We start from the raw sequence: 24719 nt of genomic DNA, 5'->3' as shown, positions 1-24719 counted from the left end.
TTAACAAAAGATCGGCTAATGCAGTCTTGCTTCAGTTGGGAACTGCAACGGTGCGGTTAACTTTCTTTTCGATATCTGAGAATGCAGCCGAGGATCGTGAGCATAATGAGAAGCGAGATGGAGTTCGTAATCAGAAATGCAAAACCGACGCCGCCCAGCGCAATATGGACGGCATATACCTCCATCAGGGCGATGCCGGTTACAAGGAACAGGAATGTTTTAATATTCAGATCTTTTACGGATTTGGTACGCAAAATTTGAATGATCTGCGGAATCCAGCCAACCGCCAGAATGAGTCCGCCAATGAGCTGCATGATTGCGTATATCATCTAAAGTTCCCCCGTCTGGTCTATTTGGGGTAATATATGCAGCGGTAGCCCAGAAACGTGAATGTTCTGCCCGATGTCTGTTAGAATAAGGGTAATGGCAGAATATGGCCTGGAGAATCGATAAACGACATAGATGATAAACGAGTTGGAAAGGATGACAACATGCTGACGATCACGGAATTTCAAGTGGAGCATATTAAGGACCCGTTCCGCATTTTGGCGGGAAAGCGTTATGAATACAAATTGGACATTGAAGTCCCTGATGATGATGAGCTCTATTCAGAGAACGGACTGTATGTCCGGGCAATATATAACGAACAGGAAGAGGGCGGGGGTCTCGTCAAATACGACTTGTACGAGAAGTCGACCGACCTCTATCTTGATTTTGATCTTGAAGATGAAGAAGTACAGGCCATTGAGACATTCTGCCGGGAGCATCTGGGAGATGCAGAGGAATGAAGCATACCGTTACGTCCGTCCCTTATGGATACGAGCCTCCTAAAGAAGAGTACAGGGGCACGCTGATCTATTACGATACATTTGAGGATATAGCTGACGAAGCGTTGGATAATGCGGAGAAAACGGCGGAGGAACGGAATTTTTCCAAATTCGTGCTGTACCCGTTGCATGAAGAAACGGTAAGACGCATGCAGAAGCATCCGGTCCGTTCCTATTACAAACGTGAGCAACAGCTCGAAAGCTGGAAGCAGGATCGCGGCTCTGCCGCCATCATTGAGAGCTTTGAGGCGAAGCGAAAAAAATACACTCCCATGGATACGGCCCTGCGTCATTTGACGGACAAATTTCCTGCTCCGCATTTACTGTATCTGACCGCGGATATGGCCAATTTATTTGCGTCTTATTCATCCTTTGCCGAGTGGATCGTCAAACTGCGACTCATCCTGGCGGACAAGCCAGACCGCCTGCACCCGCTGCTGGAAAAGCACCGGAGCCGGTGGGATGTGGCGGGAGAAGAGAAGAAAGACGCGTAGAAGCGTATTTCCGGAATAGAAGCCGGCAGCTGGAATGCCGGCTTTTTTTGCAGTTCTCGTGCTCATTCCCAAAAAATGTACATGCGGTTGCTCATTCCTGTAAAGCCCGTTAAACTTAAGGAGAGTATTTTATTTTTGGAGTAGATATATTGCTTTTAAGAAGATATAAGAAAATATGAACTTCGAAGTGGTCGTATCCTTATATCTACATGAAACTACATCTATAGCGGTCTGTCTTCTTTGAAGGAACGTCGATAGACGTTTTTTAATTTCAATAGATTTCGTTAGGAGTTCAATAATTCATGAGTGTAGAAACGATGAAGCTGGAACGGGCGCAGCAGCTGCTGCAAACCTATTATGGCTATCCGGATTTTCGGGAGGGCCAGAAAAGAATCGTCCACAGCCTGCTGGATGGAAGCGATACGCTGGGGATTATGCCGACAGGCGGGGGGAAATCGATCTGTTACCAAATTCCTGCCCTTATGCTGCCCGGGCTGACGCTGGTCGTGTCGCCTTTGATCTCGCTAATGAAGGATCAGGTGGACGCGCTGACGGCAATGGGCATTTCGGCCGCGTATATCAACAGCACGCTGAGCGGTAAAGAAGTGAATGAACGGATTCGTGCAGCGAAGCGCGGGGACCTAAAGCTGCTGTATGTCGCTCCCGAGCGGCTGGAAGTGGACTGGTTCCGGGACGAAATGAGCGCTTTGTCCATATCCTGCGTGGCAGTCGACGAAGCGCACTGCGTGTCGCAGTGGGGGCATGATTTCCGGACTAGCTATCTGTCGGTGGCTCCATTCGTGCATAGCCTCCCGGAACGTCCGATTGTGGCCGCATTTACGGCAACTGCGACGCCGGAAGTAACGGAGGATATGGTGAGGCTGCTGCATCTGGAGCAGCCCGAAGTATTCGTGACAGGACTAAGCCGCGATAATCTGGCGATGTCGGTCCTGCGCGGTGAGAACAAACGCGAATTTGTGATGAAGTATGCCGAGGCGCATTCGCATCAGTCCGGAATTATCTATGCCGCAACCCGCAAGGACGTGGATGATTTATACGAACGTCTGAGAAGCGCGGGGATTGCTGCGGGAAGATATCATGCGGGCATGACCGATGATGAGCGGGCTGCAAGCCAGGAGGCATTTCTGTACGATGATATCCGGGTAATTGTGGCGACCAATGCCTTCGGCATGGGGATCGACAAGTCCAATGTGAGATATGTCATTCATTTCAGTATGCCGAAGAACATGGAGGCATATATACAGGAAGCCGGACGTGCGGGACGTGATGGTGAACCGAGCCAATGCATTCTCTTGTTCAGCGCTCAGGACATCATAACGCAAAAGTTCCTGATTGAGCAGAACCCGCAGGATTCGGACCGCAAGCATAATGAATATCGTAAGCTCCAGCAGATGGTTGATTACTGCTACACGACAAGATGCCTTCGCAATGCGATGCTGGATTATTTTGGAGAGGAGCATCCGGATAAGCCATGCGGCATATGCAGCTCCTGTACGGACGAACGTGAGCTTGTAGATATGACGATCGACGCGCAAAAAATCTTTTCCTGCATCCATCGCATGCGTGAACGCTTCGGGGTATCCATGGTGGCGTCTGTGCTTAAAGGCTCGCGCAATAAAAAGGTGCTCCAGTACGGATTCGATGATCTGTCGACTTACGGGGCGATGTCCAGCCGGACGGAAAAAGAGATTTCGGAGATCATTAACGTTATGGCTTCGGAAGGTTACCTTATGTTATCCGAAGGTCAGTATCCGGTACTCAAATTGCAGCCGCTGGCAGCGGATGTACTGAAGGGTCAACGCAAGGTAATGCAGCGCATGCCGGCCAAAGGTGCTGCCGAAGTTGCAAACGGCCGTTCCGGAGGCTCGCGCAGGCATGATCATTCGCAATCGGCTGTCAACGAGACGGTATTCGAGCAGCTGCGCCTGATCCGGCGCGAGCTTGCTGGCCGTGAGCATGTGCCGTCCTATATTATTTTCAATGATGCGACGCTGCGGGAGATGAGCGTGGTATGTCCGCAGACAGAAGATGAAATGCTGAACGTTAAAGGCGTTGGTGAAGTGAAATTCCGCAAATACGGCAAACCGTTCCTTGATTTTTTCAGGGAGCAGGGTGATGACCGGTACGATAGCGATTATGAATAACAGAAGGAACGTGAATCCATGAAAGTCATTTTAACGACGTTAAACGCCAAATTCATTCATACCTCGCTGGCAATCCGCCTGCTTAAGGCATATAGCGAGCACGAATTTGATATCGAGTTGACCGAATATACCATCAAGGATCCGGTGATGAATATCGTCTCGGATCTGTTTCAGAGAAAGCCCGATGTGATCGGATTCTCTTGTTATATCTGGAATATCGAAGAAACTCTCCGGGTGATAGACATTGTCAGAAAGGTCATGCCTGAAGTAAAGATTATTCTCGGCGGTCCAGAAGTTTCCTATGATACAGGCTACTGGATGGAACGCGCGCAGGGCGTCGATTTTATCGTAATGGGCGAAGGCGAAGAGACGTTTCATCATCTGCTGCAAGTGATCGAGGGCGACCGAAAATATCATTTTGTTTACGGGATAGCGTATCGGAAAGGGGAAGAGGTGATTATCAATCCTCCCCGTCCGAAAAGCGAGCTGGATTTACTTCCGTCGCCGCATCGCTTCCAAGAAGATATTCCGAATCTCGGCAAACGAATCGTTTATTTCGAAACCAGCCGGGGCTGCCCGTTCCAATGCCAGTTCTGTCTGTCGAGCATCGAAAACGGTGTACGCTATTACGATATCGAACGGGTGAAGGCGGATATTACGTATTTGATCGACAACGGCGCCAAAGTCATTAAATTTCTGGACCGCACGTTTAACATCAATCACACATACGCGATGGAAATGTTCAAGTTCCTGATCGAACATAATCGGGGCTGCATATTCCAGTTCGAAATCACGGCGGATATCATGCGGCCGGAGGTGCTTCAATTTTTGGCGGATAACGCCCCGGAGGGGATTTTCCGCTTTGAAATCGGGGTGCAATCCACGAACGATCCGACGAATGTGCTGGTCAAACGCCGCCAGAACTTCGAGAAGCTATCGCGGACCGTCAATATCATCAAGAACAGTGGCCGAATCGCGCAGCATCTGGACTTGATTGCCGGCCTTCCGGAGGAAGATTACGATACGTTCCGCAAAACCTTTAATGACGTATTCGCGCTCAGACCTGAAGAGCTTCAGCTGGGATTCTTGAAAATGCTGCGAGGAACCGGACTTAGGTTGAATGCGGAAAAATATGATTATTCCTATATGGACCAGGCTCCATATGAGATTCTTGGAAGCCATAAGCTTCCTTTTGGAGATATCGTACGTTTGAAGCGGCTGGAAGACGTTCTGGAGAAATATTGGAATGCCCATCGCTTGGATCATACGCTGAATTATTTGATGAAGCATGAATTCGAGTCGCCGTTTGACTTCTTCCAAGAGTTCGGGGATTACTGGGAAGGGCAGGGCTGGCAAAAAATCGGCCATCAGCTGGAGGATCTGTTCATGCGGCTTTCAGCTTTCCTCACACATCGCGGAGTCAAGCGGATGGATGTGGTGCTGGGGCTGATGAAGCTTGATTACTTCCTGAATCATAAATACAAACCACGCAAAATCTGGTGGGAATCGCCGATCAACAAGGATGAATGGAGCTCGTTCATGCGGGCGGTCCTGGAACATCCTGAGACGGTATCCGGCAGCTTCGCGGAGCTTCAGCTCAGTGAACGCGAGCTGCAAAAGCATGCGGTGCTGGAAGTGCTGCCATTCTCACTAGAGAGCGTGCTTGCAGGCGGCACGGGCGATTCGGCAGAGGGAGAGGACACCGTTCAGCAGCTGCTGATGGTACTGTATCAGCAGGATGACAGCGAGCAGGCGGTCTACTATACGATGGATTTGGCATCGGCCGATTCGGCTGCCGTGTAAGTCACAGTGAAATCCACTTTTGAATAATAAAAAAACGCTCTTGGCTCGTGGAGGAATGGACTTCCACGAAACCAGGAGCGTTTTTTTGCCAAAGAAGCACAGATAAGCCGACTAAGTCGTTGATGACTGGAAGGGGACTTCAGCCGAAATATGACGGTCTAACCAATCCTGCACGTCGCTTGTCACTTCATCACGGTTAATCTCGTTCAGCATTTCATGGCGGCCATCCGGGTACAGGCGGCATTCCACATCGGAAATGCCGAGTTTCCGATAAACGGCTTCCAGGCGGCGAACGCCGTCACCGTTCATTCCTACCGGATCATTCGCGCCGCTGAACAGGTAGATAGGCTTATGCCTCGGAATGCCTGCGTAGCCTTCAGGCTGCTGGATATCCTGCAGCAATCCGAAGAAATCGCGGAAGAAGGAAGCCGTACAGATTGCCCCGCAGAACGGATCCTCAATGTATCGGTCGACTTCATTCGGGTCCCGTGACAACCAGTCAAAAGGAGTGCGGGGCTTGGAGAAGGAACGGTTGAACCCGCCGAAGACAACCGCATTCATCATCATGCTGCGGTGGGATTCTCCAAGGAGCTTGCTCTGCAGGGAAGCGAGGGTTTTGCCGGCACGCAGCATTCCGCGCGGGCCATTCGTACCGGATAATATAAAACCGTCAAAGCCCTCGGACTTTGTCATGATCACCTTTTGGACAAGGAATGATCCCATGCTGTGCCCCATCAGAAATAGGGGCACGCCGGGATGATTGCTTCTCACTTGGATGCCCAACTGGACCAGATCCTGAACCATAAGCTGAAAACCGTTTTCTCCGACATGCCCAAGCTGCTCGGCCGAACCGGCAGTGAGCCCGTGTCCACGCTGGTCCGGAGCATAGACGGCATAACCGGCCTGAGCCAGTGCTTCCGCAAAGCGCCTGTAGCGTTCGGCTGTTTCACACATGCCGTGGGAGATCTGAAGTACAGCCTTGACGGCGGTGCCTTCAGAAGGGAGCCACTCGTAAACCTGTATTTCCGCTCCATGCGGTCCGGACAGCGTAAAGATTTGCTCATGCAAGCTCATCACTCCCCCATCGTTCATTCGGGACTTGAATAGTTTAATCTATGCTTCTTTAAGACAGCTAAGGATTATTCCGGCAAATATGAACGAAGCACCGTTGCGTTTCCTTCCAATGTATAAGAACCCAGATTGGCCGGAAGAAGGAAGCATTGTCCCGCTTTGTATTCCAGAGATCCGCCGTTCCAGCCCAAGGTGCCGTTTCCGTCACAGATGACCAGAATGGTAAAGCTTGCAGGCGTGGTCTGAAGACTCCAAGCGCTTTCTACAATCCCTTTTTCGACGATGAAGTAAGGGGATTTGGCCAACTGCAGCCACTCGCCGGCAGCAAGGCCGTCTGTTTTCATAGTCGTGGCGCCGGAGCCTTCAAACGCAGTAACATTCAAGGAATCCTCGATATGAAGCTCACGGGGTTTGCCGTCGAGTCCTGGGCGATCGTAATCGTAGATCCGGTATGTCGTATCCGAGTTCTGCTGGATTTCCGCAACGACCACTCCGGCGCATAGCGCATGCACGGTACCGGCCGGAATATAAAACGTGTCTCCTGCGGCAACGGGTACTTCACGGAGCGTATCCATGACGGTTCCATTTTCCAGTGCTTCTTTCATGCTTTCGCGGGTAACTCCGTCTTTCAGGCCGTAGATGATTTTGGCGTCCGGTTTGGCATCGAGAACATACCACATTTCCGTTTTGCCAAGCTCGCCCTTGGGAAGACCTTCGTAGTCATCGGTAGGGTGCACCTGAACGGACAGGTTGTCATTGCAGTCCAGTAGCTTGATGAGCAGAGGGAAGCGTCCGTTTTTTTCGGAAAAACCTTTACTGCCAAACCATTCTTTACCCAGTTGCTCACGGATTTGATCAAGTCCCTGTCCGGCAAGCTCGCCGTTGACGACGGTGGTCGTGCCGTTCGGATGGTCGGCGATCATCCAACCTTCGCCGATATGTCCTTCGGGTGGGGTGAGGCCAAATTGCTCCAGGGCGCGACCGCCCCAGACGCGTTCTTTGAACTCGGGTTGAAATTGTAATGGATACGGTTGTGTCATAGTTGCATCTTCCTTTCGTGGTCAATCATCTGATGGATGAATCAAACCGCTTATATCTATGTTGAGGTGCACATGATAGGATGTGTCACTGCGGTTTAGCGCTTTTTTTCAATGGCGATGACATAGGGAGAATCGCTGCGCTGGAGCTGCCTGTACACCACCGTTTGGCAGCGATCCTGCGGCAGTTCGGAAGCCCATGCCGTGACAGCCTCAGCTTCCGCGTCTCCTCCGGCATGGCCTGGATAGAGCACGACGGTGATGATACCCTTTGGACGAAGCATCGATAAGGCCGACTCCAAAGCGCGGAGTGTGCTGTCGCCCTCCGTGATAATGGTTTTGTCGGAATCCTGCGAAGGCAGATAACCCAGATTAAACATAATGGCGCCTATGCTGCCTTGTATCTTGGCGGGGATCCATTGCTCCATAAGGTCATGGCTCGCAAGAAACAGGGAAATGGAAGCCAGGCTGTCAGCCGGCTCCCGGGAGATTCGCTCTTTGGCAAGCGCAAGCGCCTGTTCCTGAATGTCGAAGCCGTAGACACAGCCTTTTGGGCCTATTGCCTTCGCGAGAAACGCCGTATCGGCGCCTGTACCTACCGTGGCATCAATTGCTGCGTCACCAGGCTGGAGGCGTTCTCCGATCTGCTTGTGCGCAAAGCTGAGCACTGATAAAAAGCCCATGGTTATGCATTCCTCCAATATTTACCCTGCCACGAATCGCGTGCTTTGAGCTCGGCGTCGATGCCGTTTAGCACTTCCCATTTCTTCATGCTCCACACCGGTCCGATGAGCAGTTTGCGCGGTGCATCGCCGGTGAGCCGGTGTACGATCATTTCCGGAGGGAGCATTTCCAGCGTGTCGACGATCAGCTTGATGTATTCGTCCTGCTCCAGGAAGCGCAGGAGACCGGCTTCGTACTGCCGTACCATGGGCGTTCCCTTCATGAGATGCAGCAGGTGAATTTTGATCCCTTGTACATCCATTTTGGATACGGCGCGGCCGGTTTCAAGCATCATCTCGTGCGTTTCTTGAGGCAGACCGTAGATGATATGGGCACATACCCGGATGTTATGCTTGCGGAGCTTTTCAACAGCATCGATGAAACATTGGGTATCATGGGCCCGGTTGATAAGCTCGGAGGTCGAGTCATGCACCGTCTGCAGTCCCATTTCCACCCACAAGTATGTCCGCTGGTTCAGCTCGGCCAAATATTCGATGACGTCGTCCGGAAGACAATCAGGACGAGTCGCGATTGATAATCCCACCACGCCCGGCTGTTGCAAAATAACTTCGTAGTATTCCCTCAGCTCTTCAACCGGAGCATACGTATTGGTATATGCCTGGAAATATCCGATGTATTTGGCATGCGGCCACTTCAAATGCTGTTTGTCCCGAATATCGTTGAACTGGGTCACCAGATCGTCCCGCCGCTTGCCGGCAAAATCTCCCGATCCTCTCGCGCTGCAGAAGGTGCATCCGCCTCTGGCGATGGTGCCGTCGCGGTTCGGACAGGTGAAGCCCGCATCGAGCATGACTTTAAAGACCTTTCCGTCAAACTCGCGGCGCATTTCTGTATTCCAGGTATGAAATCTTTTATCTCCCCACAAAAGCGGAGAGTCTATGGTTGGTGAGTTCATTTCGGTACTCCTTTTTGGCATATCGGCAAGGCTACAACCAGAAATGTTCTTTTACGCTTGCTCTATTGTAGCAAAAAAATGAAGTGAAGGGTATGAGCCCGCGAAGAAGCAGTCATTTTAAGCGTAAATCGGGCATATGCTTTATTGAAAAAACTTACATGAAATGTTATATTTATTTTAGCGTCAACAGTTCTCATCTTGGGTAATTACATTACAGAATTCATAAAAGCATGGCGTCTCGGCTACCATATGATCCGTGAGGTGATAATGATGAATTCGTTAACCAGGGAAGCTTCAGAGAAGGGTAAAATCGCTGTGGAATTGACTCCGGAGGAGGCGCTTGCCTTGACAGGCGTTACATTTAATGGGAATCCGGAGGTGAAGGCGGAAGCGCGCCGCAAAATTCGCAAAGCCTTCGAAAAGACATTTGATTTTCAGTATCAAGATAGGTTAGACTAACAACAATGAATTCGTTGGACCCCAATTCCAAATAGATTTGGAAAAGGAATTCTGTGCCCTCTGTTATGCAGAGAGCCGGAATTCTTTTTCTTTTTGTCGGAGAAAAAAGAGGCTTCTATGCAATTTGTTCTGTACTAGCTCTTTACATTTGGCTGCATCTTCGGCACAATATTTCAGTAACCGTCCGCATGGGCTTCCCTTGCGCGGATATCAGACAGTAATGAAAGCGGAGGTATATCATGCGTTTACGCGGCAGAAAAGGAATCCGGGAGAGTCTGGAGGAGCAGGAAGGCTTCGTGATTCTCGATCCCCGGTCGAATAAAGGGAAATGGCATACATTGTTCGGGAACGATCATCCCGTTTATGTGGAGCTTGGCATGGGCAAAGGGCAGTTTATCAGCCAGATGAGCTTCCGCAATCCGGATATCAATTTTATAGGTATTGATATGTATGATGAACTGCTTCGCCGGGCCAGTGAAAAGGCGCGCATAGCTTGGTCCGAACGCGATGTCGAAGTTCCGCCGAATTTGCGCCTGGCTTTGGCGAATGTCGAATTTTTGGAGGAAGTTTTTGAAGAAGGGGAAATCGAACGGATTTTTCTGAACTTTAGCGATCCTTGGCCTAAAGCCAAGCATGCACGGCGTCGTTTGACTCATCCGCGTTTTTTGGAGAAATACCGGTCCCTGCTGAATGCAAACGGTGAAATCCATCTGAAGACAGACTCGCAGACTTTGTTTGAATTTTCGCTCAATTCTTTTGCCGATTATGGTCTGCAAATGACGAACATTTCGTTGAATCTTCACCGAGAAGGAGCGAACGAAGCGCATGTCATGACCGAATACGAGACGAAATTTTATGGACAGGGCGTTCATATCCACCGCTGCGAGGCGATCGTGGGCGATGAGGCGCTGAAGCGCTATCAGGAGCACCGTCTCGACAATTACCGCATGCAGGAGAAGCCTCATTCGGGGGATTCTTTGCAGGAAGACGAGTAATGATAAGATTTAATCCATGAACAAAGCAGCGACCCTCTTGCACCATGTCAGAACTCATTTCATGCATTGAGCCAAGTGATAAACAATATATCTACAGCAAAGAAGGTGCCTTCCTACGAAGGCACCTTCTTTGAGTCCAGCATATCGATAATGCTCTGCGCGCTCTCCATCGGGCGGTAAAGGGCAATGCTCTGGAGCTGCTCTTCCCTGCGCTCGCGAATGGTTTCGAGCTCTGTCATCAGTTTGTTCATCCATTTGACGATAACCTCCAGGGAAGAAATGGGCTCACCCAAACCCTGGGCCGTGAAATAATGGCAATTTTCTTCCTCCTGGCCCGGCAGGGGATGGTGGAAGAGCATGGGAATCCCCTTCGCAAGACCCTCCGTGCAAGTCATTCCGCCCGGCTTCGTGACGAGCAGGTCGGACACCTCCATGAGCTTGTCCACTTCCTGAGTAAAGCCGATCAGCCGAATATTGGGGTGATTATAACGCGAATCCTGCTCCAGCTTCTTCAATACCTTTTCGTTGTTTCCAAGACAAAAAAGAATCTGAACATCATCACGCCAGCGGGTCAGAAAGTCGTTGATGATCTCATCGCTCATAATGCCCCAACCGCCGCCCATCACCATCACGGTAGGCATATCCTTTAATTGGAATGTATCGCGAATATCTTCTTTTTCGGGATGCTCCCAAAAATTAGGGTGCACCGGGATGCCGGTTACCTTAATTCTGCCGGGGGGCACTCCCTGCTGAATCATCTTGCCTCGCACTTCCTGGGTGGAAACGAGATAACGATCCACTTCCGGACTGATCCAGGTACCATGGGCATCGTAGTCCGTGATGACGGTGCAGAGCAATATCTTTTCCCCGAGACGCTTCAGACGAGATATGACAGCACTCGGGATCGGATGCGTACAAACGACAATATCCGGTCTCAGCTGATTGACGACATTTTTCGTATGGGTATAAAAAATGCGGTGCAGTGCGAGCGTCGTGAACCGGTTCAGCGATTTGTTATATTGATGGCGGTACATCATACCGACCAGCCTTGGCTGGGAAAGCACGGTTTTTTTATATGCTGTAATGATTAAAGGAGCAACCTTTGGGTTCAAAAAACTTCCAAGCTCAAGGACTTTCGTCTGAACATTCGGTGATAGTTTGCGTAGACTGCTTGAGAGTGCGTACGCAGCTCGAGTATGTCCAGCACCAAAGCCTTCAGATAATAACAATACTCTTTTTTTGATCACTCTCAGTTCACCTGTTCCTGCTTGTATTTCCTTATATCCCAGATTATCGACTTTAGGGCCACAATGCAACTGTTACTGCAGCTACAGAAGTACCAATGACAGCTCCTGCGAGCACGTCGGAGGGATAATGCAGTCCTAGATAGATTCGAGATACCCCTACCAAAAGGCTCAGTGGCAGAAACAGATATATCCATTCCGGATGACCCAGTATCAGTGGTGTGGCCAGCGAAAAGGCGGCCGTTGTATGCCCGGACGGAAAAGAATGATCTTTTAGCGGATTGCGAAAGGTGCGCGTTCCCGGCAATGCCAGATGGGGCCGCAGCCTCGGATACAGTTTCTTGGCCGCTGCGACAGGGATATGGCTGACAGCCAGGGATACGGCAGCCTGCGCGCCGGACTTGCTCCAGGAGGAAGAGCCGATGTACCAGATCAGTAAGGATGAGGCAATCGTAAAAGTGGCTCCTCCCAGGTGAGTAAGGTGATAAAGCCAAAAATTGAGGAAACGGTTATGGAGACGTCCATTTATATATTGAAACAGCTTCCTGTCGATCAGTATGAATCTCATGAGCAAACGTCTCATTCCATTCCCCCGTTTAACGCCTTGGTCAGGCTGTATTTGGACTGGCGGCGGACCCGGATTGCTTCCACTTTTCATTAATCATATTTTCTATTCGTTTCTTTTTCAAGGCGAAACTCCTGTATTCCGAGTGAATGAGGGGTAATTTTGACTTCACTTTACAGAACCTTTACAATGATTCAAACAGCGGGAATCCGTTTAAGAGTTAAGTGATTAATACTTGAGATTATACCTTAACCTACGTTTTTCTTTTTTAGGATCGCAGATTAGTATCAACTTTTCGTGGACTTATTTCGTTTATAAATATGGAATACGGTTATGATGTGAATTGATAAGGAAAAAGATGATTAAAAAAAGGGGGGACTAAAGAAATAAAAACCCGGTAAATAGCTGAAAATAAGAACTAACGGTCATGAATATAAGCTTGAAGTGCCTCAGATGGCTAAGATAACACTTCTCTTCGGCTTTTTAGGTACCAGAGCAGTTATTAAGCTTTTGACAAAAAGCTTAAAACCGTGGAAAATCGATATGTCGCTCGAAGACATACCGAAATATGAATTTCGAATGCCAAAGGTCATAAGGGTCATAGAAAAAAAAGAACCGTAAATCAATCCGTAATCTACAGAGAGAAAAATCGATTATGAGGGGTAAAAAAGGGGGGTTCTGAGAAACATGTTAGACGCCATTTTTATCGCGCTCCAGATTCTTCTGGCCGCGATCGGTGTATACCAGTTTGTGTTCTCGATTTTGGGTCTGTACAGGAAAAAGAAAAAACAACATTATCCGGCAACAAAATCCTTCGCGGTGCTAGTAGCCGCCCACAATGAAGAGCAGGTCGTAGGGGCGCTCATGGAGAACCTGAAGGAGCTCGACTATCCGAAGGAAATGTACGATGTTTTCGTCATTTGCGACAACTGCACGGACAATACCGCGAAGATCGTACGTGAGCATGGCATGAACGCTTGCGTTCGCACGAACAACAATCTTCGCGGTAAGGGTTATGCCATCGAATGGATGCTCAAAGAACTCTGGGCTATGCCTCGCCAGTATGATGCAGTCGTCATGTTCGACGCCGACAACTTGGCGGATGTGAACTTCCTGAAGGAAATGAACGATGATTTGTGCTCCGGCGCACGCGTTATCCAAGGGTACATTGATACCAAGAATCCGGAAGATTCCTGGATCACAGCCGCATATGGTATTTCCTACTGGTATATCAACCGTTTGTGGCAGCTTTCGCGCCATAACATGAATATGGCCAACTTCCTCGGAGGTACGGGGATGTGCTTTGAAACGAATCTGCTGAAGGAAATCGGCTGGGGAGCAACCAGTCTGGTCGAAGACCTTGAGTTTACGATGCGCAGCGTCAAGCGCGGTGTGTATCCGAAGTTCAATTACGATGCGAAAGTATTTGACGAAAAGCCGCTGACATTCAAAGCTTCGGCAAGACAGCGTCTGCGCTGGATGCAGGGACATTTTACGGTAGCACGCCGCTACTTCTTCCCGCTGCTATGGCAGAGCATCAAGGAACGTAGTCTGGTCAAACTGGATCTTGCTTTGTATGGAGCCAACGTATACATCGTACTCCTGACTTTCCTGATGACAGCGGTGATGTGGGTGGACAGCACGTTCTTCCAAGGTCCGCATATCGCTAATCTGTACGGATACCTGCCGGTTTGGCTTAGCTTCACGGCCATTGCCGCAAACGTGTTTACGTTCTTGGCAGCCATGTTCCTGGAGAAGGTTACTTACAAGAAGGTGTATCTATACCTGATACTCTTCCCGATCTACCTGATTTCCTGGTACCCGATTACGTTCTACGCTTTCTTTACGCAAAACAACAAGCAGTGGAGCCATACCGAGCATACTCGTGTGGTTCGGCTGGAGGAAGTGCAGAGCAAGCAGGGCTAAGTTTTCGAATCCATGGTTGACAACACGTTTGCATATATGTTAAATTATTTGAGTACGTTAAAAAGAAAAAAGGATTTTCAAGAAGAAGCACCAGCTTCTCACCTGATCGACTTCGGTTGACGGGTTCGTGATCCGATGATTTATGAATGTGAACTTTCATGAAACGTTGATCATAGGGATGCTGGTAGATGACACCGGTATCCCTTTTTAATTTTGTTTTTTCTTGAGAATTACCCATATGAACATGGAGGTGGACGGTTATCAGTAAGGATCATATGATTAATGACGAAATTCGGGCGAAGGAAGTTCGTTTGGTCGGCGCGGAAGGCGAACAGATCGGTATCAAACCGATTCGGGAAGCACTTCAAATGGCAGTGGACCTGAATCTTGACTTGGTGAATGTGGCGCCTCAGGCGAAACCACCTGTATGCCGCATCATGGATTACGGCAAGTTCCGTTATGAGCAGCAGAAAAAAGAAAAAGAAGCCCGTAAGAATCAGAAAATCGTTGATATCAAAGAAGTATGGTTCCGAGCTAACATTGAGGAGCATGATTTTCAAACCAAGCTTCGCAATGTCGTCAAGTTTTTGAAAGACGGCGACAAAGTGAAATGCTCTGTCCGTTTCCGCGGACGTGAGATCACTCACGCCAACATTGGCCAAAAGATTTTGGAACGCGTCAAAACGGAGGTTGCTGAAATTTCCGCGGTTGAACGCCAACCGAAATTGGAAGGCCGCAGTATGATTATGATTTTGGCTCCAAAAGCCCAATAGTCCTGAGGAGGAAGTACAATGCCTAAAATGAAAACACATAGCAGCCTGAAAGGCCGCTTCAAAGTAACTGGTTCCGGTAAAGTAACTCGTTACAAAGCTTACAGAAACCATTTGCTTTCCCACAAATCCAAACGCGCTAAACGCGTGCTCGCTGGTAACCCAGAAATGGCTCCGGGGGATGTAAGACGCTTGAAACAAGGCTTGGCTAACTTGAAATAGTTAACAACACATTTTTGGGAGGTTTATTATTATGGCAAGAGTAAAGGGCGGATTCGTTGTTCGTCGTAGACATAAGAAAGTATTGAAACTCGCAAAAGGTTATTTCGGTTCTAAACACCGCATTTTTAAAACAGCTAACGAACAAGTGATGAAGTCTTTGGTATATGCATACCGTGACCGTCGCACTACAAAACGTAACATGCGCAGATTGTGGATCGTTCGTATCAATGCGGCTGCTCGCATGAACGGATTGTCTTACAACAAACTGATGCATGGTTTGAAACTGGCTGGAGTGGACATCAACCGCAAAATGCTGGCTGATCTTGCCGTGAATGACATCACTGCATTCAACTCTATCGCTACTGTAGCTAAAGAAAAAATCAACGCATAAATCTGCGTTATTTTATAGAAAAAACCGCCTTAACCGGCGGTTTTTTTATGGAGTAAAAAAGGTGATTGCTAAGAGTCAGGAAAGCTAACACAGATTACCTGATTACTCTGCGCATAAAATGGATTTCCAATGAGATGCTGTGGTAATCTTTTAACGCATTAACGCGTGTTGTTATAATATATGACAAAGAGTTTACTCTAACTGTAAAATATTTCATTAATGAAGCGCTTACATCCGGTTTACTTCAAAAAAAGTTTTCAAATGTGATATAAATGTGCTGGATTTTGACGATTCGAGAAGGTATAATCTGAAATGTAAAAAGACCGACATTTGTACAAGCCCATTCTTGCAATTAATTGACCATAGATCAATTGCTGGTCAGGGCGGAACGAATGAGAGGAAAGAATTCATTGTAGGGGGACAAAATTCAATGAAAAAGATGTTCAAGTTGTCGCTGATTATGCTGCTCGCGTTTTCAGTGGTACTCGCTGGCTGCGGTAAAAAGAAAGAAGAAACAGGCGCAACTGGCGGCGATTCCGCAGGAACTGCAAAGTCGGCTGTTAAAGTAGGTTTGGTAACTGACGTGGGCGGGGTAAATGATAAATCCTTTAACCAATCCGCTTGGGAAGCTCTCGAAGGTTTGAAGAAAGACAAAGGCATTGATGCTCAATATCTACAAAGTAAGTCCAAAGAAGACTACGTTACCAACTTGAACAAATATGTAAAAGGTAAATACGACCTCACTTGGGGGATCGGTTTTGACCTTGGCGAAGACATGAAAACCGTTGCAGACCAAAATCCGGATGCACATCTTGCAATTATTGATGCTGTCGTGGACTCTCCTAACGTTCGTTCCGTAACGTTTGCTGAAAACGAAGGCGCATTCTTGGTAGGCGTCGTTGCGGGTAAAATGACGAAAACAGGCAAAGTCGGCTTTGTCGGCGGTTCCAAAATTCCGGTTATCGTTCGTTTTGAAGCAGGCTTCAAGGCTGGCGTGAAAGCGGCTAACCCTAACGCTGAAATCAAAATTAACTACACTGGCGCATTTGACAAGCCTGACCAAGGTAAAGCAGCTGCGGCTACCATGTACAACGACGGCGTAGACATTATCTTCCACGCTTCCGGCGCTACCGGTACTGGCGTATTTAACGAAGCTATTTCCCGTAACAAAGCAGGCGGCAGCAAAGTCTGGGTTATCGGCGTTGACAAAGACCAATCCCTGGAATTCGGCGATGATGTAACACTGACTTCGATGGTTAAGGGTGTAACGACGGCTGTTGACAAAGTAACTAAAGAAGTAATCGACGGAACGTTCAAAGGCGGATCCGAAACGCTGGGTCTGAAAGAAAACGGCGTTGGCCTTGCTGATACTTCGAGCAAAAACGTTCCTGCAGATGTACTCAAAGAAGTTGAGGACTACAAACAAAAAATTATCAGCGGCGAAATCAAAGTTCCTGAAGAATAAGACTTCAATGCACTGATCATCAGAGATATAAGTGTGTTTATTAAACGGCAAGGCTGGTTGATATAACTGGCCTTGTCTTACGTTCTTTAGCAAAAATAATGATATAAGGGTGATCTCATGGATGCAGCGACCCCTGTCGTTGAGTTGAAGCAAATAACCAAACGCTTTCCCGGCATCGTTGCCAACGACTCTATCAGCTTAAAGCTGCACAAGGGCGAGATTCATGCACTGCTTGGTGAGAACGGTGCGGGGAAATCAACCTTGATGAATATCGTTTTCGGATTATACCAGCCGGATGAAGGAAGCATTGAGGTTAACGGTACTCCTGTCACCATCGATAGCCCGAATAAGGCGATCGAGCTTGGCATTGGCATGGTGCATCAGCATTTCAAGCTGGTACAACCTTTCACCGTAACCGAAAATATTGTACTTGGCATGGAGCCGAAAAAAATGGGAGTCCATCTGGACTACAAAACTTCGGTTGCCAAGATCAAGAAGTTATCCGACCAATACGGCCTCAAGGTCAATCCAAACGCTAAAATACAGGATATTTCCGTCGGCATGCAGCAGCGTGTCGAAATTTTGAAGACGCTTTATCGCGGAGCAGACATTCTTATTTTTGACGAACCGACGGCTGTGCTTACACCGCAGGAAATCAGCGAATTGATGGGCATCATGAAGCGGCTGGTTGAAGAAGGCAAGTCCATTATCCTGATTACGCATAAGCTGAAGGAAATCATGCAGATTTCCGATACGGTGACTATCATTCGCCGCGGTAAGGTTATCGATACTTTGAAGACCGAAGAGACCAACCCGAACGAACTGGCGGAGAAAATGGTCGGACGCAGTGTGTCCTTCAAAGTGGACAAGAAACCTGCGACGCCGAAAGAGACTGTTCTTGAAGTTAAAGGGTTGACTTCGAAGAACAAAGACGGCATTGCCGTACTGAATAGTCTCAATCTCAAAGTCCGGGCAGGAGAAATCTTAGGAATCGCCGGCGTAGACGGCAACGGTCAAAGTGAATTGATCGAGGCTTTGACTGGACTAAGCCATGTGGAGAACGGTATCATCGAACTGAACGGCAAGGACATCACGAACAAAAGTCCCCGCCACATTACGGAAAGCGGAGTATCTCATATTCCGGAGGATCGTCATAAGCATGGACTCGTGCTTGATTTTTCCATGAGCGAAAATATGGTGCTCGAAACCTATTATCAGGCGCCGTACAATCGAGGCGGATTTCTGAACAAGAGTGCGATTGACAAACAGGCAACGAGATTAATCGAGCAATTTGACGTCAGAACGCCGAGCATTGAGACGAAAGCTCGTTCCCTGTCTGGTGGTAATCAGCAGAAAGCCATTATAGCCCGGGAAATAGATAAAAACCCTGATCTGCTGATCGCGGCTCAGCCGACGCGTGGTCTGGATGTTGGCGCGATTGAGTTCGTGCAGAAACAGCTTGTTGCCCAGCGCGACCAAGGCAAAGCCGTACTCCTGATTTCTTTTGAGCTGGACGAGATCATTAACGTTTCTGACCGGATTGCCGTTATTTACGAAGGGCAAATCGTCGGCGAAGTATTGCCGGAAGAAACCAATGATCAGGAGCTAGGCCTCATGATGGCGGGCAGCAAGATTGCGGGAGGTACAGCATAATGAGCAAAGTATTCAAGATCTTTTCTGTTAACAGCCTCCTGGTACCGCTGGTAGCCATTGTACTTGGTCTTATCGTGGGTGCGATCATCATGCTGATCGGCGGTTATGACCCGCTGCTTGCATACAGCTCCTTGTTCTCGACTGTATTCGGGAATGTATATGATTTCGGGGAAGCGATCCGCGAAATTACGCCACTGATTATGACAGGTCTCGCGGTTGCGTTTGCGTTCCGTGCCGGGCTGTTCAACATCGGTGCCGAAGGTCAGTACATTATGGGTATGACTGCCGCTACGGCAGTCGGCATTAAGCTGACAGGCCTTCCGATCGTGGTGCATGCGCTTGTCGCGATTATTGCCGGAGGTTTGGCGGGCGGTATTTGGGCTGGCATTACCGGTTACCTGAAAGCCAAACGCGGCGTTAACGAAGTTATCATTTCGATTATGTTGAACTGGACGGCTTTATATTTGGGTAACTATATCGTAAACAACTTCCTGCTTCAGAAGGGCCAACAAAAATCTGAAGAAATCAAAGATACTGCGTCCATTTCCATCGGGTGGCTATCCGAAGCATTCGATAATGCGCGGATGCACTGGGGTACGGTTATTGCGATTTTGGCTGCGGTCTTCTTCTTTATCTACATGTGGAAGAGTAAGCAAGGCTACGAGCTTAGAGCGGTGGGGCATAATGGCGATGCGGCCAAATATGCGGGTATGAACGTGAAAAAGAATATCGTTAAAGCGATGTTCATCAGTGGTGTCTTTGCCGGCTTGGGCGGAGCTTTCCAGGTTCTCGGCGTATTCCATTATCAAGCAGTCTTTACCGGGTCGCCTGGTATTGGCTTCGACGGAATCGCGGTGGCGTTGATCGGCATGAACCATCCGTTCGGTATTTTGCTGTCGGCATCTCTATTCGGCATATTGACTTACGGTTCCGCCGGCATGAGCTTTGGTGCCGATGTTCCTCCTGAAATCATTCGTATCGTTATCGGTTCCATCATATTCTTCATTGCTGCACAAGGCATTGTGCGCTGGGTTCTCAAGCCCTTGTATCTTAAGCGCAAGAAAGAGAAGGTGTTGTAAATGGATTGGATGACAACAATCGGCCAGCTGATTAATACGACGCTCGTCTTTTCTACGGCGCTTATCTTTGCTGCCATAGGCGGCATCTTCTCTGAACGTTCCGGGGTTACCAATATCGGTATTGAAGGTCTGATGACCTTCGGTGCATTTGCTGCGGGCGTGGCATCTTTTTATGCCGAAGACGCAGGTATGGGAGCTGCATCTCCGTATATCGGTTTGCTGGCCGCTTTGGTCATGGGCATCATTGCTTCGCTGATTCATGCCGTGGCATCCATCACGTTTAAAGCGGACCAGGTTATCAGTGGTGTCGTTATTAACTTTTTGGCGGCGGGAAGCACGCTGTACATGGTTAAACTACTGTTTGACGGTGCAGGTGAAACCACGCTGCTGAAGGAAGGTCTGACAAAATGGCCAGTCCCATTGCTGTCGAAAATCCCGATTATCGGGGAAGGCATTTTTAACAACTACCCGACAACCTACTTGGCCATTATTTTGGTACTCGTAGCTTTCTACGTGTTGTACAAAACTTCGTTCGGCCTTCGTCTGCGCGCTGTCGGTGAACATCCGAGTGCTGCGGACACGGTAGGCATAAAAGTGCTGCGTATGCGTTATATCGGCGTTATTTTGAGTGGCGCGCTGGCTGCTCTCGGCGGTGCCACCATCACGTTGACGACAACGAATACGTTCTCGCATAATACGATTTCCGGCCAAGGTTTTATTGCGATCGCTGCAATGATTTTCGGTAAGTGGAATCCGCTTGGAGCCTTTGGTGCGGCTGTATTCTTCGGTTTTTCCCAGGCGATTGGGAACTACTTCCAATTGTTTGCTTGGTCCAAAGATATTCCTCAGGAATTTATCTACATGCTGCCGTATGTTCTCACGGTCGTTGTACTCGTGGCCGCAGTCGGGAAGTCTTCCGCACCTGCCGCTCTCGGGGAACCGTACGATCCGGGCAAGCGATAATCAAGAAGCAAGATCTACCATGTCAAAGAGGCTGCATTCCATCAATTGGGATGCGGCCTTTTTTTCGTGAATGCAGTATCTGGGCGGTGAAGACAGGGCATCCAACTTGCAGGTACACCGGGCTATGGAACAAGCGCTTTGGCAACTAGCGGAATAGACTGACATTGAACATATTTGGAGGAGGGATTTCATGCAACAGTCTGTTACCCGTAAACAAGCGCAAAAGCTGATAGGTCAACATATAGTAGCTGTCAAAAAAGACGGTAATCTCGTTACTGGCAAGCTGGTTCGCATATCCGGCAACCGCCTGATTCTTCAGCGCAGCAAAGGGAAAAAAGTACAAACAAAGGCGATAATTCCTCTCGTCTTGTTCGATCTTTTGGCCATCGGAACGGCTCCGTTTGCCGGCGGTTTCTACGGCGGCGGGTTTGGCTACGGCCCTGGTCCTGGTCCAGGTCCATACGGCGGTGTTCCGGGATACGGCCCTGGTGGTTATCCGGGGGGATATCCAGGAGGATTCGGATTTTTCTAAGACATGGATGGGATAAACTCTTAAGATGGCGCATACAGAGCCCGCAATGAAATTTCCCGCTAAAAGCGGTCTGTCTTTCGTGGAACTGCGTTGACAGACTTTTTTTTCTGTAGCCGGGTTATAATGTTTTTTCCAGTTCATGGCACTGGTTTTGAGTGTGGAACCGCACTGTAACATAACCCAGCTTTTTGTAAAAAGATAAACCGTTGGCATTGCCGGCATCAACCATTACTTTGGACCGTTTGCACCCGCGTGACACCGCAAATTTTTCAGCGTGAACCATGAGCGTATTGCCCCATCTTTTGCGTTGTGATTCGGGTGTGACGGCCAACATATCGATATATAGCAGTTCGCCATGTAAAAAAAAATGCACAAAGCCAAGCGGATTATCCTCGTAACGCTGGCACGCGACAAGAGTAATGCCGCGGGCCAGTCTTTTAGGAATATCTTTACGCACGGCCTCCAATTGAACCGGGTTTAAATGCGACAGCGGGACAAGCTGGGAATCGATGAATCGCATAATGAACGCGTCGTCTTGTTTGGGTCTCCGATACCTGATCATCATGCCTTTCCTCCCTTCAAGCTGGGCTTCTTCAAAGGTGAATACATGTCATCATATGAGGGAAGGTGGAAGTCTGTGTTTAGTTGATTCAGAGCATGATTTTATCCTTTTGAAAATATGGGTATTGACTTTTAAGTTCGATGAATCATATAATGTGTCTAAACATTTTAACGAACATATCGTGATCGGCAATGAAGAGGACGAAGTTTAAAGGGCCCTTTTGCTCAGAGAGTGTGAGGAATTGCTGCAACCTCCACCAGAATCCCTTTTATACGAGCTCACCTCGGAGCTGTTTTCCTGAAAAGCGCTAAAGCTTATTAGGGAAAATCGTCAAGTCCACGTTACGGACTTTAGGTATATGAGACGGCAGGCTCTCTAATGAGTGTCGTTCCTTATTTCTATACCTGATGAGGCCTAGCATTGCGAGATGCATGGCAAATATGGGTGGTACCACGGAAGCACAACCTTTCGTCCCTCACGCAGAATACTTCTGCGTGGCGGACGGAAGGTTTTTTGTTTTCTACAGATGTAACATGTATGTAAATTATGAGGAGGAGGATGACTGATGAGCGCGCAAATTCCTGAAGTGCGGTCTACAGAACAACTACGTGAGAAATGGATGAAGCCGGAAGTCATTACCGGTTCGGAAATACTGCTTCGGAGCCTTTTGCTTGAAGGCGTTGAGTGTGTTTTCGGATATCCAGGCGGGGCAGTGCTTTATATTTACGATGCGATGTATGGATTTGAGGATTTCAAACATGTGCTAACTCGTCATGAGCAGGGAGCAATCCATGCGGCGGACGGCTATGCAAGAGCCAGCGGCAAAGTCGGCGTATGTATTGCAACGTCGGGACCGGGGGCGACAAACCTGGTCACAGGAATTGCCACAGCTTACATGGATTCCGTTCCTCTGGTAGTCATTACCGGCAACGTTGCCACAACTTTGATCGGAACCGATGCGTTCCAGGAAGCGGACATCACCGGTATTACGATGCCGATTACGAAGCACAGCTACTTGGTGAGAGACGTAAAGGAATTGCCGCGTGTGATTCACGAAGCTTTCCACATTGCTTCGACAGGCCGGAAAGGTCCGGTACTGATCGATATTCCGAAGGATGTTTCAGCAGCACTGACTTTGTTTGAGCCCAGCAGTAACGCGGTAAACCTCCGCGGATATAACCCTCGAATGGTGCCGAACAAACTGCAGCTCGACAAATTGGCTCAGGCTATTGAAGAAGCGGAACGTCCGATGATTCTTGCAGGCGGCGGGGTAATCTACTCCGGAGGCCATGAGGCATTGTTCGAATTCGTGAAGCGGACCGAGATTCCAATCACGACTACACTTCTTGGACTTGGCGCCTTTCCAAGTGGCCATGAGCTATGGACAGGAATGCCAGGGATGCATGGAACGTACACGTCGAACATTGCGATCCAGGAATCGGACCTCCTGATTAATATCGGGGCCCGCTTCGATGACCGGGTGACAGGCAAGCTTGACGGGTTTGCTCCTCATGCTAAGATCGTGCACATTGATATTGATCCCGCGGAAATCGGCAAGAACGTTCCAACGGACATCCCGATCGTCGGTGATGTGAAGACGGTTCTGGAAATGCTTAATCCGGAAGTGAAACGTGCAGCCAAAGCGGATGCATGGAGAACACGGATTCAGCAGTTGAAAATGGAACAGCCTTTCCGTTACCAGGATTCCGATACCGTACTCAAACCGCAGTGGGTTATCGAAATGCTGAACGAGACGACCAGAGGCGAAGCGATCGTTACGACGGACGTAGGACAACATCAAATGTGGTCGGCACAATATTATAAATTTAACCAGCCGCGTTCGTGGATCACATCCGGCGGCCTTGGAACGATGGGCTTCGGATTGCCTTCCGCAATCGGTGCCCAGATGGCTCATCCAGAGAGACTCGTCATTTCGATCAACGGAGACGGCGGTATGCAGATGTGTTCGCAGGAACTGGCTATTTGCGCCATTAACAACATCCCGGTCAAGGTTGTGATTATCAATAATCAGGTGCTTGGCATGGTACGCCAGTGGCAGGAGCTGATATACGATAATCGCTACAGCCACATAGATCTGGAAGGCAGCCCTGATTTTGTGAAATTGGCAGAAGCCTACGGTGTCAAAGGACTTCGGGCGACCAACAAGGAAGAAGCGCGCAAAGCATGGGCGGAAGCTCTTGAAACGCCTGGACCTGTCGTTGTCGAGTTTGTGGTCAGCAAGGGTGAAAACGTGTATCCGATGGTAACTCAGGGCTCGACCATTGATCAAATGTTGTTGGGAGATGCATAAATATGAGTATGAGACATACCATTGCCGTTCTAGTAAATGACCAACCTGGCGTTCTGCAGAGAGTCTCCGGACTGTTCGGAAGACGCGGATTCAATATTGAGAGCATCACAGTAGGACAGTCCGAAGAAACGGGTCTATCACGGATGGTCATTGTGACCCTCGGTGATGAGCAGACGCTGGAGCAAATCGAGAAGCAGCTGTATAAGCTGATTGATGTCATTAAGGTCATCAACCTCAGCTCAAATCCTATGGTAGCCAGGGAGCTAGCGCTCATTAAAGTGATCGCTGAACCGGCGAATCGTCCTGAAATTATGGGTGTGGTAGAAACCTTCCGCGCATCGGTGGTAGACATTGGCAGCCACAGCCTTATGGTGCAGGTGGTAGGCGACTCTACAAAGATTGATGCGATGATTGAGCTTCTGAAGCCTTACGGTATTCGTGAGCTATCCCGCACAGGTGTTACCGCTATGATTCGCGGAAATGTATAAACATGCAAATTAATGATATCGGATAAAATGCCCGCCGAAGAGCGGGGGTTTGAAGAGA

Annotated in this window: 25 protein-coding genes; 17 read left to right on the top strand and 8 right to left on the bottom strand. The window is 48.8% G+C overall.

The features are described from left to right. Positions 1 to 56: 56 nt before the first annotated feature. Positions 57 to 329, bottom strand: a complete 273-nt coding sequence (locus GRF59_RS11415; RefSeq protein WP_160497671.1) for a SemiSWEET family sugar transporter — start codon at positions 327 to 329, stop codon at positions 57 to 59. Positions 330 to 491: 162 nt separating this feature from the next. Here GRF59_RS11415 and GRF59_RS11410 point away from each other — a divergent pair, with 162 nt between their 5' ends. The 4 genes from GRF59_RS11410 (at position 492) to GRF59_RS11395 (ending at position 5289) form a co-directional block, all read left to right on the top strand. Beyond that, entirely contained in the window at positions 492 to 788 is a 297-nt protein-coding gene (locus tag GRF59_RS11410) for a DUF6509 family protein (RefSeq protein WP_160497670.1), read from the top strand. After that, the gene (locus tag GRF59_RS11405) at positions 785 to 1321 is read left to right on the top strand and encodes a hypothetical protein (protein WP_160497669.1); all 537 of its coding nucleotides are present in this window, start codon (positions 785 to 787) and stop codon (positions 1319 to 1321) included. Before GRF59_RS11410 ends, GRF59_RS11405 begins: the two co-directional genes overlap by 4 nt. A gap of 302 nt (positions 1322 to 1623) precedes the next feature. Next, positions 1624 to 3486 carry a DNA helicase RecQ gene (recQ, locus tag GRF59_RS11400; RefSeq protein WP_160497668.1) on the top strand — a complete coding sequence of 621 codons (1863 nt, stop codon included), beginning with the start codon at positions 1624 to 1626 and terminating at the stop codon, positions 3484 to 3486. Between the two features lie 18 nt (positions 3487 to 3504). Further along, entirely contained in the window at positions 3505 to 5289 is a 1785-nt protein-coding gene (locus GRF59_RS11395; protein ID WP_160497667.1) for a B12-binding domain-containing radical SAM protein, read from the top strand. Positions 5290 to 5400: 111 nt separating this feature from the next. Here the strand turns inward: GRF59_RS11395 and GRF59_RS11390 are convergent, their stop codons facing one another. From GRF59_RS11390 to mnmL, 4 genes are all read right to left on the bottom strand, one after another. Continuing rightward, positions 5401 to 6363 carry an alpha/beta hydrolase gene (locus GRF59_RS11390; RefSeq protein ID WP_160498238.1) on the bottom strand — a complete coding sequence of 321 codons (963 nt, stop codon included), beginning with the start codon at positions 6361 to 6363 and terminating at the stop codon, positions 5401 to 5403. 65 nt (positions 6364 to 6428) lie between these two features. Next, complete coding sequence (locus tag GRF59_RS11385) at positions 6429 to 7400, bottom strand: type I phosphomannose isomerase catalytic subunit (RefSeq protein ID WP_160497666.1); 972 nt, start codon at positions 7398 to 7400, stop codon at positions 6429 to 6431. Between the two features lie 95 nt (positions 7401 to 7495). After that, a complete protein-coding gene (gene mnmM / locus GRF59_RS11380) occupies positions 7496 to 8080 on the bottom strand; it encodes a tRNA 5-(aminomethyl)-2-thiouridylate-methyltransferase MnmM (RefSeq protein WP_160497665.1) in 585 nt (194 codons plus the stop codon). Positions 8081 to 8082: 2 nt separating this feature from the next. Continuing rightward, entirely contained in the window at positions 8083 to 9036 is a 954-nt protein-coding gene (gene mnmL / locus GRF59_RS11375) for a tRNA modification radical SAM protein MnmL/YtqA (RefSeq protein ID WP_160497664.1), read from the bottom strand. A 270-nt stretch (positions 9037 to 9306) separates the two neighbouring features. Between mnmL and GRF59_RS11370 the strand changes: the two genes are divergently transcribed. Together GRF59_RS11370 and trmB are read left to right on the top strand one after the other, a co-directional pair. Next, a complete protein-coding gene (locus tag GRF59_RS11370) occupies positions 9307 to 9495 on the top strand; it encodes a hypothetical protein (RefSeq protein WP_160497663.1) in 189 nt (62 codons plus the stop codon). 239 nt (positions 9496 to 9734) lie between these two features. Further along, positions 9735 to 10490 (top strand): tRNA (guanosine(46)-N7)-methyltransferase TrmB, encoded by a 756-nt coding sequence (trmB, locus tag GRF59_RS11365; RefSeq protein ID WP_160497662.1) that lies wholly within the window; start codon positions 9735 to 9737, stop codon positions 10488 to 10490. Between the two features lie 113 nt (positions 10491 to 10603). Here trmB and GRF59_RS11360 read toward each other — a convergent pair whose 3' ends face one another. Then, a complete protein-coding gene (locus GRF59_RS11360) occupies positions 10604 to 11737 on the bottom strand; it encodes an MGDG synthase family glycosyltransferase (RefSeq protein WP_160497661.1) in 1134 nt (377 codons plus the stop codon). Positions 11738 to 11789: 52 nt separating this feature from the next. After that, positions 11790 to 12317, bottom strand: coding sequence for a phosphatase PAP2 family protein (locus GRF59_RS11355; protein WP_160498237.1), 528 nt, complete (start codon positions 12315 to 12317; stop codon positions 11790 to 11792). Between the two features lie 669 nt (positions 12318 to 12986). On the opposite strand from GRF59_RS11355, the gene GRF59_RS11350 reads away from it, so the two are divergent. From GRF59_RS11350 to GRF59_RS11310, 9 genes are all read left to right on the top strand, one after another. Next, a complete protein-coding gene (locus GRF59_RS11350) occupies positions 12987 to 14225 on the top strand; it encodes a glycosyltransferase family 2 protein (RefSeq protein WP_160497660.1) in 1239 nt (412 codons plus the stop codon). Between the two features lie 275 nt (positions 14226 to 14500). After that, complete coding sequence (gene infC, locus GRF59_RS11345; RefSeq protein WP_160497659.1) at positions 14501 to 14998, top strand: translation initiation factor IF-3; 498 nt, start codon at positions 14501 to 14503, stop codon at positions 14996 to 14998. Between the two features lie 18 nt (positions 14999 to 15016). After that, a complete protein-coding gene (gene rpmI / locus GRF59_RS11340) occupies positions 15017 to 15217 on the top strand; it encodes a 50S ribosomal protein L35 (protein WP_076173245.1) in 201 nt (66 codons plus the stop codon). Positions 15218 to 15248: 31 nt separating this feature from the next. Next, positions 15249 to 15608, top strand: coding sequence for a 50S ribosomal protein L20 (gene rplT, locus GRF59_RS11335; protein ID WP_160497658.1), 360 nt, complete (start codon positions 15249 to 15251; stop codon positions 15606 to 15608). A gap of 430 nt (positions 15609 to 16038) precedes the next feature. Then, positions 16039 to 17073 carry a BMP family lipoprotein gene (locus GRF59_RS11330; RefSeq protein ID WP_160497657.1) on the top strand — a complete coding sequence of 345 codons (1035 nt, stop codon included), beginning with the start codon at positions 16039 to 16041 and terminating at the stop codon, positions 17071 to 17073. A gap of 117 nt (positions 17074 to 17190) precedes the next feature. Continuing rightward, the gene (locus GRF59_RS11325; RefSeq protein ID WP_160497656.1) at positions 17191 to 18726 is read left to right on the top strand and encodes an ABC transporter ATP-binding protein; all 1536 of its coding nucleotides are present in this window, start codon (positions 17191 to 17193) and stop codon (positions 18724 to 18726) included. Then, positions 18726 to 19805, top strand: coding sequence for an ABC transporter permease (locus tag GRF59_RS11320; protein WP_160497655.1), 1080 nt, complete (start codon positions 18726 to 18728; stop codon positions 19803 to 19805). The genes GRF59_RS11325 and GRF59_RS11320 overlap by 1 nt, the downstream gene beginning before the upstream one ends. Beyond that, the gene (locus tag GRF59_RS11315; protein WP_160497654.1) at positions 19806 to 20768 is read left to right on the top strand and encodes an ABC transporter permease; all 963 of its coding nucleotides are present in this window, start codon (positions 19806 to 19808) and stop codon (positions 20766 to 20768) included. A gap of 190 nt (positions 20769 to 20958) precedes the next feature. Further along, positions 20959 to 21300: a hypothetical protein gene (locus tag GRF59_RS11310; protein ID WP_160497653.1), complete on the top strand. Its 342-nt coding sequence runs from the start codon at positions 20959 to 20961 to the stop codon at positions 21298 to 21300. A 118-nt stretch (positions 21301 to 21418) separates the two neighbouring features. Here GRF59_RS11310 and GRF59_RS11305 read toward each other — a convergent pair whose 3' ends face one another. Then, positions 21419 to 21865 carry a GNAT family N-acetyltransferase gene (locus GRF59_RS11305; RefSeq protein ID WP_341480045.1) on the bottom strand — a complete coding sequence of 149 codons (447 nt, stop codon included), beginning with the start codon at positions 21863 to 21865 and terminating at the stop codon, positions 21419 to 21421. Between the two features lie 562 nt (positions 21866 to 22427). On the opposite strand from GRF59_RS11305, the gene ilvB reads away from it, so the two are divergent. After that, positions 22428 to 24173 carry a biosynthetic-type acetolactate synthase large subunit gene (gene ilvB / locus GRF59_RS11300; RefSeq protein ID WP_160497652.1) on the top strand — a complete coding sequence of 582 codons (1746 nt, stop codon included), beginning with the start codon at positions 22428 to 22430 and terminating at the stop codon, positions 24171 to 24173. A 2-nt stretch (positions 24174 to 24175) separates the two neighbouring features. Then, positions 24176 to 24661, top strand: a complete 486-nt coding sequence (gene ilvN, locus GRF59_RS11295; RefSeq protein WP_160497651.1) for an acetolactate synthase small subunit — start codon at positions 24176 to 24178, stop codon at positions 24659 to 24661. Positions 24662 to 24719 lie beyond the last annotated feature (58 nt).

Origin of the sequence: Paenibacillus dendrobii (genome assembly GCF_009807035.1) — a bacterium.
GTDB classification, from domain to species: Bacteria; Bacillota; Bacilli; order Paenibacillales; family Paenibacillaceae; genus Paenibacillus_AQ; species Paenibacillus_AQ dendrobii.
The sequence above is the reverse complement of the archived record's forward strand: the minus strand, read 5'-3'. Positions and strand labels throughout refer to the sequence as shown.